10 protein-coding genes are annotated in these 13,297 nt (G+C 42.0%); all 10 read right to left on the bottom strand.

Translation table 11 applies throughout. From position 1 onward, the window contains the following. Positions 1–29: 29 nt before the first annotated feature. Complete coding sequence (locus tag C7S20_RS09540) at positions 30–524, bottom strand: SRPBCC family protein (protein ID WP_107012268.1); 495 nt, start codon at positions 522–524, stop codon at positions 30–32. A 153-nt stretch (positions 525–677) separates the two neighbouring features. Beyond that, positions 678–1,742, bottom strand: coding sequence for an NAD(P)/FAD-dependent oxidoreductase (locus tag C7S20_RS09535; protein ID WP_107014170.1), 1,065 nt, complete (start codon positions 1,740–1,742; stop codon positions 678–680). Further along, complete coding sequence (locus C7S20_RS09530) at positions 1,735–2,328, bottom strand: precorrin-2 dehydrogenase/sirohydrochlorin ferrochelatase family protein (RefSeq protein ID WP_107012267.1); 594 nt, start codon at positions 2,326–2,328, stop codon at positions 1,735–1,737. Before C7S20_RS09530 ends, C7S20_RS09535 begins: the two co-directional genes overlap by 8 nt. Positions 2,329–2,337: 9 nt before the next feature. Beyond that, entirely contained in the window at positions 2,338–3,153 is an 816-nt protein-coding gene (gene cobA, locus C7S20_RS09525; protein WP_107012266.1) for a uroporphyrinogen-III C-methyltransferase, read from the bottom strand. Next, positions 3,146–5,239, bottom strand: coding sequence for a HEPN domain-containing protein (locus tag C7S20_RS09520; protein WP_107014169.1), 2,094 nt, complete (start codon positions 5,237–5,239; stop codon positions 3,146–3,148). Before C7S20_RS09520 ends, cobA begins: the two co-directional genes overlap by 8 nt. A 319-nt stretch (positions 5,240–5,558) precedes the next feature. Further along, positions 5,559–6,188, bottom strand: a complete 630-nt coding sequence (locus C7S20_RS09515) for a phosphoadenosine phosphosulfate reductase domain-containing protein (RefSeq protein WP_107012265.1) — start codon at positions 6,186–6,188, stop codon at positions 5,559–5,561. Positions 6,189–6,322: 134 nt separating this feature from the next. Beyond that, on the bottom strand, positions 6,323–6,739 hold the full coding sequence (locus C7S20_RS09510; protein WP_107012264.1) for an RrF2 family transcriptional regulator: 417 nt from the start codon (positions 6,737–6,739) through the stop codon (positions 6,323–6,325). 106 nt (positions 6,740–6,845) lie between these two features. Next, positions 6,846–8,009 carry a trans-sulfuration enzyme family protein gene (locus C7S20_RS09505; protein WP_107012263.1) on the bottom strand — a complete coding sequence of 388 codons (1,164 nt, stop codon included), beginning with the start codon at positions 8,007–8,009 and terminating at the stop codon, positions 6,846–6,848. Next, positions 8,009–11,389 (bottom strand): bifunctional aspartate kinase/homoserine dehydrogenase I, encoded by a 3,381-nt coding sequence (thrA, locus tag C7S20_RS09500; protein ID WP_107012262.1) that lies wholly within the window; start codon positions 11,387–11,389, stop codon positions 8,009–8,011. Before thrA ends, C7S20_RS09505 begins: the two co-directional genes overlap by 1 nt. Positions 11,390–11,453: 64 nt before the next feature. Continuing rightward, the gene (locus tag C7S20_RS09495; protein ID WP_107012261.1) at positions 11,454–12,746 is read right to left on the bottom strand and encodes an O-acetylhomoserine aminocarboxypropyltransferase/cysteine synthase family protein; all 1,293 of its coding nucleotides are present in this window, start codon (positions 12,744–12,746) and stop codon (positions 11,454–11,456) included. Positions 12,747–13,297: the final 551 nt, after the last annotated feature.

Raw genomic sequence — 13,297 nt, 5'->3', positions numbered from 1 at the left:
TATATGATTTTTAGCAAAGATAACATTCCTTATCTGGATTTGAAGTGCTCATCTAAACTGTTAAGCGCAGCAGTAAAACCTTCCTGAAATCCCATATTCAAAATAGTTTCGAGCTCTTTAGCGGAGTTATATTTTGTTTCTATTCTGACTAAAGTACGCGCCCCTTCCGGTTCAAACTCCACTTTCCAGTAAGCTTTCGGAAGCTCCTCATTCACCTTTCCGTTTTCATCACAGAAAGAATCAATCCCTTCAAAAAGCTGCTCAGGTATTACTAATTTATATTCCACAATGGCATGGTGTTCTTCGCCTTCTGGACCAATCATCGCATAAAACCATTTTCCTCCTTCACGAAATTTCATCGATTTGGTCTTAGCTTTCCAGGGTTTCGGCGCCCACCATTTATCTAGAGTTTCCGGAAGCGTCCATGCCGACCAGACAACATCAACCGGAGCGGCAAATTCTTTCTCAACGATCACCGCATTTTCATCCATATTTATCCTAAAATCCATTTTTAAAGTTTCCATCTGCCTCCTATTTTAAGCTGAAAAAAAATATTTTTTCGTGATTTTTCTGAAACTAATTTAGCCTTTATAAGCTTATGTAACTGAGAAAGAGGAGTTAAAAAAACCTGCGGAAACTAAATCCGCAGGTTTTGGAAAACAAGTATAATAGACTAATTAAACTCCTATACTCTGCACCACTTCCCGCTTGGCTTCTTTTTTTGTTCCATCGAATCCTTCAACACCTCCAACAGTGGTGTATTTCAATACGAATTTCTTATCGGGATGAATTTTTTGATAGGCGCTCTGGCACATGATCGCCGCCTCGTGAAAACCGGAAAGGATCAGTTTCAATTTTCCTTTATAGGTATTCACATCGCCGATCGCGTAAACGCCGGGAATGTTCGTTTGATAATCGTAAGAATTATCAACCTTGATAGCGTTTTTCTCAATTTCGAGGCCCCAGTTGCCAATAGGTCCAAGTTTGGGAGACAATCCAAAAAGAGGAATAAAATCATCCACTTCCCGAAATTCCTCGCCCCGTGCTTCATCTTTATGACGGATCACCACCTGTTCCAGCTCATTTTCACCACGAAGTCCAACGACTTCAGCATTGGTGATCATTTCGATCTTTCCGAGTTTTGCCAATTCAGAAACTCTTTCCACAGAATCCAGCGCGCCACGAAATTCGGCTCTTCTATGTACCAAAGCAACTTCCGAAGCGATATCGGCCAAATAAATCGCCCAATCTAAAGCCGAATCACCGCCGCCGGCAATCACTACCCGACGGTTTCGATAGATCTCCGGATCTTTGATAAAATAAGAAACTCCCTTATCTTCATAATCGCTAATATTCTTGATCGGGGGTTTTCTGGGCTCGAAAGAACCTAATCCTCCCGCAATCGCCACAACCGGAGCATGATGCTGAGTACCTTTATTAGTGGTGACGATGAAAGTGCCATCATCTAATTTTTCAAGGGTTTCGGCACGTTCCCCCAAAGTGAATCCGGGAGAAAAAGGCCTGATCTGTTCCATCAGGTTTTTCACAAGGTCACCTGCCAGGATTTCCGGAAAAGCCGGAATATCATAAATAGGTTTTTTCGGGTAGATCTCTGAACACTGCCCTCCCGGTTGTGGTAAGGCATCAATTAAGTGTGTTTTAAGCTTAAGGAGTCCCGCTTCGAAAACGGTGAACAATCCAGTGGGTCCTGCTCCAATGATCAGGATATCTGTTTTAATCATCTTTCTCTTTTTTTCCAATTAAGGTTTCTGTTATATTATTCAATTCAGTTACTTTGGCTTCGAAATCGCCTTTTATCGTTTTTCGGTATTCGTTCAAATTTTCTACCATTTCGTTTACGTTTTCGGGAATTACCTCCTCGAAGAACTGGCGCAATCGCTTCGCAGTTGTCGGGGATTTCCCATTAGTCGAAATGGCTATTTTCACATGGCCTTTATTTACAATTCCACCCATATAAAAATCACAGAGTTCAGGGGTATCGGCGATATTGGCCAGCAGGTAGCGCTTTTTAGCATCGCGATGCACCCGCTTATTTAATTTTGCATCATTGGTAGCCGCAATCACAATATGCCTTTTCTTCAAATACTTCTTTCTATACCTTCCTTTGGTGAGCTTCACCCCATGTGCTTTCGCGAGGGCTTCGGTCTCGGACAGAAACCATTTCGCCACCACCTCAACATTCGCATTCGGACTGGATTTCAGCAGAAAATGCAACTTTTCATGGCCTACATTTCCGCCGCCAACTACGAGGATGTTCAGTTTGCTGACTTTCAGAAAAACCGGGTATAGCTCGTTTCTTTCTTCCATTTCGCCCCCTTAGCCCCCAACGGGGGTATTGAAATATTCTCTTTTCTGAGCATCATTCTCAAATGCCTTCGGTAAAGCATTCACTTCATTATTTATTTTCTGAAGCTGCTGACTCTCCCGTACCACTTCCCCAATAACGATGATCGCCGGAGCGGTTAATTTCTTTTCAGTAACTACCTGTTCAATCGTATTGATGGTTCCAAAACCTGATTGCTCATTTTCGGTAGTTCCATTTTGGATCACACCTACAGGAATATTTTCTTTTCCGACTTTACTGAAAACATCCACGATCTCTCCCAGTTTTCCCATTCCCATGAGGATCACCACAGTCGCGGTAGATTGAGCCGCAAGTTTTACATCTTCTGAAAGTTTTCGCTGAGTGGTGGTTCCCGTGATCACCCAGAAACTTTCTGATGTTCCTCTTTGGGTTAGCGGTATTCCCACATTTGCCGGGACTGCAATCGAAGAAGTGATTCCTGAAACTACGGCCGTTTCGAGCCCGTGTTTCCTGGCGAAATTAATCTCTTCGGAACCTCTTCCGAAGATAAAAGGATCTCCACCTTTCAGCCGAACAACATGGCCGCGTTCCAAAGCATATTTCACAATAAGTTCATTGATCTCATCCTGAGAATAGCGATGTTTATCCTTTCGCTTTCCGACGAAAATATGCTCGGCCTGAGGCGCATATTCCAGAAGCTCCCGATTGATCAAAGCATCATACAAAACCACTTTTGCGCTTTGTAAAGTTTTTACAGCCTTGATGGTTATCAATTCCGGATCTCCAGGCCCGGCTCCTACTACGGTTAATTTTGGTGTATTAAACATGTTGTACCTCCTTCGTTCTATAGGCATCTACTCTCTTTAAGAATAAATGCGCGTCATCTAAATATTTCTTTGCAAAAGCCTCAGAGGGCTCATTTTCTTTTAACTGATAGGCAAACTCCTTAAATGAAGTTGAAAGTTCTATTTTACCTGTTTCTATAAAAATCTCATCGAACTGGGAAATAATTCCTGCCTGAGTGTTCGTTTTAACATCTTCAGCGGTCAATAAAGCTTTAGCCGAATTCACAATGGAAGTGTAGGAATGATAAATACTGTCACTCCAGGCTTTTCTTTCCAAAGCGGTTTTGGCATTGTCGATCTTTTCTTCGCTTTCAAAAAGCAAAGTCGCTACCAAATCAATAACTACTCCGGCACATTCTCCCACTCCCACGGCTTTGATATATGGCTTTTCATGGCCCCAGTCTATAAAGTCATTTTCGGTGAGATTGGACGTATCGGCCAGATCTTTAAGTAGATCATAGAAATACGTTTTACCCTGACGGTCATAATAGGCTGCATAGCCTTCACCACTTTCAGAATTGGCTTCAAAATCATTCAATAATAATCTTAAAGCTTCCGGACCTCTCTTACTTGGAATTTTCACTACTTTATCGGCAAAACGGCCATTACCGTTGCCAAGGGTTCCGCCACCAAGCAACACCTGAAGCGCAGGAGCCACCGCCTTCCCTACTTTAACCGACATTCCCTGGAAGCCGATCTCAGCCATATTATGCTGCCCGCAGGCATTCATACAACCGCTGATCTTGATGGTAATATCCCGGCCATTAACGAACTGAGGATATTCTTCTTTTAATACATCTTCCAGTACATCGGCAATACCTGTGCTGCTGGCAATCCCCAGGTTACAGGTATCGGTGCCCGGGCATGCAGTAATATCAACCGTTTTGTTATAGCCGGTTTCAGCATAGCCGAGTTTTTTCAATTCAGTATAGAAAAATGGCAAGAATTCTTCTTTAATATGTCGGACCAGAATATCCTGTCTCAAGGTTAGTCTTATCTCATTTCCGGCATATTTCTTCACCAGATCGGCCAGTTCTCTAGCGCCGCCGGTATAAAAATCACCTAAGGGAACGCGAATTCCCACAGCGAACAATCCCTCCTGTTTTTGCGGAAAAACATTGGTATTCTTCCAGGTTTCGAATTCTTTCTGATCTTCTATTTCAACTTCAGGAACTTCCACATTCTGCAAGGGCGGAGCCGCTTCGAATTTTTCAATCTGAAAATCGGGTTGTTTTTTGGAAAGTGCGGTTTGCTGTTCAGCTACCAGATCCATAAAAGCCTCTTTTCCGATATCTTTTATCAGAAATTTCATTCTTGCCTTCAAACGTTTGGCTCTTTCACCATAGCGGTCAAAAACACGAAGCACGCCTTCGATCAAAGGAATCAATTCTTCAACCGGCAGAAAATCGTAAAGCTCATCGGCGTGACGTGGCTGTGAACCAAGCCCTCCACCCAGCATTACTTTAAATCCGCGTTTGCCTTCTTTCAGTTTAGGAATAAATCCGAGGTCGTGGATGTAGCTCAGCGCGGTGTCATCATCTGAAGAAGAAAAGGAAATTTTGAATTTTCTACCCATTTCCTGGCAAATTGGATTCCGAAGGAAAAATTTAAAGGTAGCTTCGGCATAAGGCGAAACATCAAAGGGTTCCTTTGGGTCAATCCCCGCGGTAGGCGAAGCAGTGACATTTCTAACCGTATTCCCACAGGCTTCACGCAGGGTGATATCATCTTTTTCCAGCTGTGCCCACAACTCAGGAGTTCGATCCAGGCTCACGTGATGGATTTGAATATCCTGCCGGGTGGTGATATGCAACCTTCCTGTGGAATATTCATCGGAAACATTGGCAATACGATGCAACTGTTCCGAAGTCACTTTCCCAAAAGGCAGTTTTATACGAACCATCTGAACGCCAGCCTGCCTTTGTCCGTACACTCCACGCGCAAGACGCAGACTTCGGAATTTCTCTTCATTAGCCTTTCCTTCACGGAAAAGCCTGATCTTTTTTTCCAGATCCAGAATATCCTGTTCCACCACTGGATTTTCAATTTCGGTTCTAAAACTTTGCATAATTTTCTTCTTTTTTTCTCTATTCTTCATTTGACAGATGCTGAAACAAGCCTGCCATTCGGGAGGCAGGTTCAGCATGATCCTGCATTTCGTTGGCATTTCGGCAACCTGAACTCTTATCAGTGTCTTTTCATTAATTTAAATTTTCCCTTTGCTTAAAATTTTGAAAACTCATGAAATGAAAAAAGTCCTTTAGAATTCCACCTAAAAGACTTTTTATATCTCTATTAATACAAAAGACTTCTAAGTGTGCGGCGAAAAACGCATACACATGCACATTGATGACATCATCATATGTTTGGAATTCTGTTTCATTTTATTAAGCGTGCAATCCACATTCGCGGTTCGCCAAAACCTTGGTGGGATCGAAATATTTAAATTCGTTAGGCAGATCATATTCCTTTAAATATGCATCCAGCTTTTCATCGCTCCAGTGATAGAACGGACTTACTTTTAAGAGTCCGTCTTTGCTGTAGCTCAAAATGTCTATACTATCGCGGAAAGCAGTTTGTCCCTTCCTCAAATTAGTAAACCAGACATCGGGATTTTGCTGTGCCATGGCTCTTTGGAAAGGCTCCAGCTTCACCTGGCGGGTGAACTCATCATGCAAGGGACTGTCAACTCCGGGAATTCCTTCGTTTATCGCATCACGGTAGGCGGCAGTTTGTCTTGGCGTGTACAACTTCACATTCAAATTTAACTGCTCGATCACCTCTTTTGCATGTTTATAGGTTTGAGGCGTATTATAGCCGGTATCACACCATACAACCGTCACATCAGGCTTTTCTAAAGAAACAGCATGCAGTATAGCCGCTTCATAAGGTCTAAAATTCGTTGTCACTACCGGTTTTTTACTGCCTGCCAGCACCCATCTAATCACCTCAAAAGGGTCTATTCCCCTTAGCTGACTGTTTAAAGTCTTCAATTCTTCTGCCGAATACTTTTTCATAATCTTCTAATTTAAGAAGTATTGATAATCAAAACCTATTTCCCTATCGGGTTAGTAGGTTATTGGCAAATCTATACTTCAATTACTTAATCACCAATTAATTTGTCTCTAAATTTTAATTTTTAACACTTTGCCTATTGAAAGTTTGCAATATCGGCCAGTGTATTTTGTCCTAGCACCTTAAGGGAAGCATCCCTTACCTGAATCATCAGCTTGTGAACAGAACATTTATTTTCGTCGGGGCAATCATCACATTTTTCGTAATAATTGAGGCTTACACAGGGAACCATGGCGATGGGCCCTTCTAAAACCCTAATTACCGCCGTCATTTTTATCTGATCGGCTTCCTTTATGAGATAATAACCTCCGCCCTTTCCTTTTTTTGAACCCAGGAATCCGGATTTTCGCAATTCCAGAAGAATACTCTCCAGGAATTTTTGAGAAATATTCTCACTTTCCGAAATTTCTGAGGTCTGTACAGGTCTCTTACCTTCTTTTCTTGCAATGTAGCTAAGAGCCTTAATTCCGTACTTGGTCTTTTTTGAAAGCATACCGCGAAGATACTTAATTTCAGAATTTTCACCAGTCTGAATATTCCATTTCGCGCTTCCACTTTTCTTTTACTTTTTCACTCTTTACCTACTTTACTTAAAAATTTTAATTTTTTAACGCCTGTTCCAGATCGGCAATTATATCATTGATATGCTCCAATCCTACAGAAACCCTTATCAATCCTTCAGTAATTCCCGCTTCCAGGCTTTCTTCCTTGCTCAGTTTACTATGTGTTGTAGAGGCGGGATGGGTGATGATCGTTCTTGTATCACCCAAATTTGCGGAACGGGAACAAAATTTTAAATTATCGATAAAATTCCGCCCTGCTTCTATCCCTCCTTTAATTTCGAAGGAAACGATGTTTCCTCCCAGTTTCATTTGTTTTTTCGCGATCTCAAATTGCGGATGCGACTTCAGAAATGGATATTTCACCCATTCCACATTTTCATGCCCTTCAAGAAATTCAGCCAGTTTCACCGCGTTTTCACAGTGTCTTTCAATTCGAACTGGAAGTGTTTCCAGACTCTTTGAAAGCACCCAGGCGTTGAATGGCGAAAGTGCCGGACCGGTATTTCTACTGAAAAGATAAATCTCTCGAATCAAATCTTCCCTTCCAACAGTAACTCCACCTAAAACGCGTCCCTGGCCATCGATTAGTTTTGTTGCTGAATGGATCACCAGATCAGCTCCAAATTTTATAGGATTCTGAAGATAAGGCGTCGCGAAACAGTTATCGATGATCAGCAACAGATCATGTTTTTTGGCAATTCTGCCCAATTCTTCCAGATCCAGAATATCAACGCCGGGATTTGTAGGTGTTTCAGCGAAAATGATCTTTGTTTGTGGTTTTATCAGACTTTCAATTTTATCAACCTCATCTACTTTAAAATAGCTGTGGCTAATGTTCCACTTAGGAAAATATTTGGTCAATAAACTATGCGTGGACCCAAAAACCGATCTCGCCGAAATGATATGATCGCCACTATCCAAAAGCGTCGCCAGGGTCGAAAACACGGCCGACATTCCTGTTGCAAAAGCATAACCGCTTTCCGCGCCCTCCATTTTCGCGATCTTCTCGACAAATTCAGAAGTATTTGGGTTTGTAAATCGGCTATAGATATTTCGCTCCTTTTCTTCGGCAAAGCTTGCCCTCATATCTTCTGCATTGTCAAAAACATAGCTCGAAGTGAGATAAAGCGGCACCGAATGCTCCTGAAATTGCGTTCTTTCGGCCTGTGTTCTTATTGCGATTGTTTCTAAATTTTCCATTAAGCAATTTTTTCTGATAATTTTAAAATATCCCCAAACACCCCTCTGGCAGTGACCGCAGCACCAGCTCCGGCGCCCTGTATCACGATAGGTCGGTCGCCATAAGATTCGGTATAGATCTCAAAAATCGAATCGGCTCCCTTAACCTGTCCCAGACTGCTATCTGCCGGCACAGAAACCAGATTCACTTCCAGTTCTCCTTTGTCCTGTTGCAAATCTCCGGAGAGATCGCCTATAAACCTCAAAACATGGTTTGGTTTCTGTTGTTCTTTTATTTTTTGATAGGTTTCGTCCAGTTTCTCCAGATTCGAAATAAACGTACCGGCATCTTCTCCCCTAAATTCTTCGGGTACCAGGTTCCTGATTTTCACATCTTTAAATTCATTTTGCAGATCAAGCTCCCGTGCCAAAATCAGCAGTTTTCGGCCAACGTCATTTCCGTTCAAATCCTCGCGAGGATCGGGCTCGGTAAAACCTTTTTCGATGGTTTCTCGCACAACACTGCTGAACGGACGGTCTTCAGAAGAAAATGTATTAAAAAGATAACTTAAGGTTCCTGAAAAGACACCTCTAATTCTTGTGATATTTTCTCCTGAAAGATGTAAAATTCTAATCGTATCTATTAGCGGAAGTCCGGCGCCCACGTTAGTTTCATAAAAATACCGCTTCTGATTTCTTTCCAGATTTTCCCGCAGATCCTTGTAAAACTGAAAATCCAGCGTGTTCGCGATTTTATTGGAAGAAATCAAATCGAAGCCATTTTCAACCAGTTTTGGATATTGCTGAACGAAATCTTTGCTGGCCGTGTTGTCTATGGCAATTAGATTTTCCAGGTGGTGCAAACGCGCATATTCAATGACATTTAAAGCTGAAGATTGATCTTCTGAAACCTGTAACTTTTCCTTCCAATCGGTTGAAATACCTTCAGAATCAAGCAGTAATTTCCTGGAATTGGCTACGGCAAAGACATTCAGTTTTATTTTCTTTCGTTCTTCAATGGAAGCGGCCGATTGCAGGATCTGATCAATCAACGTACCGCCAACATTTCCGTGGCCAAAAACAGCGATATTGATCTTTTTATAAACCTCAAAGATCTCTCCGTGGATCACATTTAAGGCTTTATGTAATTGCGTTTTTTTAACCACAAGACTCACGTTTTTCCCGGTCACCGTATTATTGAAAAGCAAAGGCACGATCTGGTTTCTTATAAGCGCATTATAGGGCTTGTGGAAAGTGCTGAGATCCTGCCCCACGATCGAAATCACTGAAACGTCGCCAACCACCGAAATCTTATTGACGTCTTTGGAATAGAAATCACTTTCGAATTCGCGTTCCAAAGCTTTAACTGCACGACTGGCATTTTGAGCATCAACTACCAAACCGATACCCCTTTCCGAAGATCCCTGTGAAATAATGCTAACACTAATTCCGCTATCGCCGAGCGATCTAAAGATTCGTGCGTCAATACCCGATTTTCCCAGGAGTCCGCGGCCTTCCAGGTTGAGTAGAGAGGTGTGTTCCAAAACCGACAGTGACTTAATCCCCTCTTTGGTGGGTTTCGCGGTGATTAAGGTTCCCTGGTTATCGTTATTGAAAGTATTTAAAATACGAAGCGGAATATTTTTTTCAATCAGAGGAATAATTGTCTTGGCATGCAGAATGGTCGCGCCGAAATTTGCCAATTCGTTCGCTTCGCTATATGAAAGTTCTTCAATACGCTGAGCGTTTCGAACCAGATCGGGATTAGCCGTAAAAATTCCATCAACGTGCGTATAATTCTGCAGTTCTTCGGCATCCAGATAATTGGCGATCAAAGCCGCGGAATAATTGCTTCCGTTGCGGCCGAGCGTAGTAGTTTCACCATTTTCTGTTGCACCAATATAACCGGTGATGATATTTACAGTTTGCCCGTTATATTTTTCAAAATGCTTCAGAAAATAATCTTTGGAGATCGCTTCGATGGGCTGCGCATTACCGAATTTATCATCGGTTCTTAACAGCAGGCGGGAATCGGTAAAATTTGCCTGGTGACCTCGCTGTTTTAATGCTTCAGTAATGAATTTGGCCGATAAAATTTCTCCCTGGGCCAGCAGCTGATCTTTCACTTTTAGGCTATAATCACCAAGTAACCGAACCCCTTCCAGGATGTTTTCAATATTTTTAAATTCTTCTGAAAAATCAACATCCGTAAAATCGCCAATCTGATACTTTTTGAATTTTTCGAATGCTGCGGAATAATCATGATTGGCAGAAGCCAGATCTAAAAGTTCTTCCAGCTGGTCGGTCGTTTTTCCCCGTGCTGAAACAACTACACCAATGCGCTCCCGATTTTCAATTTTATTTTCAATGATATCGAGCACCGCTTTGATCCCATTTCCATTAGAAAGAGATCTACCCCCAAATTTTACAATTTTTAGCTTATTCCCCTGCTGGAAAATCCCGGCAATGATTTGTTCTACCTGTTTGGCTTCGATCAGAAAAGCATCGTGACCATGAACCGAGTGAATCTCGCTATAGGTCACCTTATTGCTGCTTTGTGCCAGCTGACGATGGGTTTCCCTATTCTCTTCCGCAGTAAAGAACAGATCAGAATCAACACCGATGATGCAAATATTCGCCTGGATTTGTTCCAGTATCTTATCAAGTTCCGGCCTGCCACGAGACACATCAATGGTTTTCAACAACTGGTTCATCAGTTTGTATGCGCCAATCTGGAAACGCTCCTGAAGTTTATTTCCGTGATGCAACAGCCAGCTTTCCACATTAAAAACCTGCAATTCTTCATTTGTGCTTCTCTTAAAGCGCGATTTGAAAGATTCAGGCGTGCGGTAACACAACATAGCATGCATCCTGGCATCATGCACAGGATTTTTAGAATTATTGAGAAACAATTCCTGCACCTGGCAATTAGCTATGAGCCAGTCGGTAGACTTCCAGTCGGTCGCGATAGGGATTAAATTCTCAGTGATCAGTGGGTTTATAGCGGCCATCTCCCAGGCAATTCCCCCACCCAGAGAGCCTCCAATAAGGGCGAACAGTTTTTCAATTTTCAGTTTTTCGAGTCCAATCAGGAAAATTTCCGCAATATCGCGCGCCACGAAATCTTTATAATTTTCGATAATAAAACCATCGTAGCCATTTCCAGGAATATTAAAAGACAGGATGGTATATTTACTGGTATCGATACATTTCCCTTCACCCACAATTTCCTTCCACCAACCATCTTCGCCAGCCACATTCGAGTTACCGGTGAGCGCATGGTTGATCATCACAATGGGCGCCGAATGCAAAGGCTTACCAAAAACTTCGTACGAAAGTTTCAGATCCTGAACAGTGCCTGCGGAATTTTTAAAATCCTGTATGTCGAATTCGTGTAGCATTTTCTTTTTTAAGAATCCGGGAGAGCCTTCACTCTCCCGGAATGTCTAACCAAAACCCAAATAATTAAACTAAATCTTTCTTTTTAATTTTTGAAAATGCTTCGTTAAGATCGGCTTTTAGATCTTCAATATCTTCAAGACCTACTGAAAGCCTGATCAAATCTGGAGTCACTCCGGTGGAAGCCTGCTCTTCTTCGGTTAGCTGCTGATGAGTTGTACTCGCCGGATGAATGATCAGCGATTTGGTATCCCCAATATTTGCCAGAAGCGAGAAGACTTTAGCCTCATCGACTACTGTTTTAGCCGCTTCATAACCGCCTTTGACACCAAAAGTGAGCAGACCGCTTTGACCTTTTTTCAGATACTCCTGAGCCAGCTTATGATATTTGCTGCTTTCCAGACCGGGATAATTAACCCATTCCACTGCATCCTGTTCCTGCAGCCATTTGGCCAGTTCCAGCGCATTTTTACTGTGTTCCTTAATTCTTACTTTCAAAGTTTCCAGTCCCTGAATGATCTGGAATGCGTTAAAAGGACTTAATGCCGCACCGTGGTCACGCAAACCTTCTATTCTAACTTTACCAATGAAGGCTGCTTCTTCGAGTGCTTCGGTATAAACGAGTCCGTGATAACCCGGAGAAGGCTCTGTGAATTCAGGGAATTTGCCATTCGCCCAGTCGAATTTCCCGGCGTCGATGATGGCTCCTCCAAGAGCGGTCCCGTTACCATTGATATATTTTGTAAGTGAATGGATCACGATATCTGCCCCGTGCTCGATAGGATTGAGCAAATACGGAGTTGCCACCGTATTATCGACGATAAATGGAACTTTAAAGGCTTTCGCTTCTTTAGAAATTCCTTTTAAATCCAGTACGTCGAGTTTTGGATTTCCGATAGATTCGGCAAAAAACACCCGTGTATTTTCTTTGGCTGCCTTGCTGAAATTTGCAGGATCTGAAGGATCTACAAAGCTTGTGGTAATTCCTAAACGAGGTAAGGTGTTTTTAAAAAGGTTGTAAGTCCCGCCGTATAAGCTATTGGAAGAAACAATATGATCTCCGGCTTTTAAAAGGGTTAAAAGTGCTGTATTCGTCGCCGCTGTTCCCGAAGCGGTCACTACCGCCGCGATCCCGCCTTCAATAGCCGCCAGGCGTTGTTCCAGGATGTCGTTTGTTGGGTTATTAATTCTCGTGTAGATAAACCCAGGTTCGGCAAGCGAGAAAAGATCGGCCGCATGATCGGAATTTTTAAATACGTAAGAAGTAGATTGATAAATTGGCACCGCACGTGTTCCGCCGTTGATGGTTACATCGTGTCCTGCGTGTAAAGCTGCTGTTGAAAATTTTTGTGTACTCATGATCAATATTTTTTATGTGTTATTTTAAAAGTTTTTAAATAAAATCCCCCTGATCTTGCTATTACCAGGGGGATTTAAAATTGAACTTATAACTAATTTCATCCTCGATTTAGGCAATAGCTTTTCATGTGACGCATACACATCAGCATCATTCGGCACATCATCATATTTACTATTATTCTAAATCTCATTTTATCTCTTTTTATTCTTTTAGTTCTGTTTAGCGCAACAAAAAAGCCGCTGCGTTTGGCAGCGGCTCATTGCAATTTTATATTTTCAAACTCATGCAATAGAAGACGCTGCGGATTTTCTCCACATCATACACATCATCATATTGCAAATAGTTGTGATCATTTTTTCTTTTGATTCGATTACAAAGATAACAACGGACTTTTCTAATTTCCAAGCTATTTGATGAGAATTATTAAAATTTAGATTTTCTGAGGCTTTTGTTGTGATAATGAAAATTTAAGGCCGTCTTTATCATTTATCTGAAAAAATAGTTGCGTTAGGGATGGAGCGAATTGTTTGAGCTCTTTTGGTTGCAAAAC

The sequence above is a fragment of the Christiangramia fulva genome (assembly GCF_003024155.1).
GTDB classification, from domain to species: Bacteria; Bacteroidota; Bacteroidia; order Flavobacteriales; family Flavobacteriaceae; genus Christiangramia; species Christiangramia fulva.
Note: the sequence above shows the minus strand (reverse complement) of the source record. Positions and strands in the feature narration are given on the sequence as shown.

Excerpts from the sequence above, each read along its gene's own strand:
- thrA (WP_107012262.1), bottom strand. The coding sequence starts at position 11,389 with ATGCTACACGAATTCGACATACAGGATTTTAAAAATTCCGCAGGCACT.
- C7S20_RS09520 (WP_107014169.1), bottom strand. The coding sequence starts at position 5,239 with ATGCAAAGTTTTAGAACCGAAATTGAAAATCCAGTGGTGGAACAGGAT.
- C7S20_RS09495 (WP_107012261.1), bottom strand. The coding sequence starts at position 12,746 with ATGAGTACACAAAAATTTTCAACAGCAGCTTTACACGCAGGACACGAT.
- C7S20_RS09535 (WP_107014170.1), bottom strand. The coding sequence starts at position 1,742 with ATGATTAAAACAGATATCCTGATCATTGGAGCAGGACCCACTGGATTG.
- cobA (WP_107012266.1), bottom strand. The coding sequence starts at position 3,153 with ATGTTTAATACACCAAAATTAACCGTAGTAGGAGCCGGGCCTGGAGAT.
- C7S20_RS09540 (WP_107012268.1), bottom strand. The coding sequence starts at position 524 with ATGGAAACTTTAAAAATGGATTTTAGGATAAATATGGATGAAAATGCG.
- C7S20_RS09515 (WP_107012265.1), bottom strand. The coding sequence starts at position 6,188 with ATGAAAAAGTATTCGGCAGAAGAATTGAAGACTTTAAACAGTCAGCTA.
- C7S20_RS09530 (WP_107012267.1), bottom strand. The coding sequence starts at position 2,328 with ATGGAAGAAAGAAACGAGCTATACCCGGTTTTTCTGAAAGTCAGCAAA.
- C7S20_RS09505 (WP_107012263.1), bottom strand. The coding sequence starts at position 8,009 with ATGGAAAATTTAGAAACAATCGCAATAAGAACACAGGCCGAAAGAACG.
- C7S20_RS09510 (WP_107012264.1), bottom strand. The coding sequence starts at position 6,739 with ATGCTTTCAAAAAAGACCAAGTACGGAATTAAGGCTCTTAGCTACATT.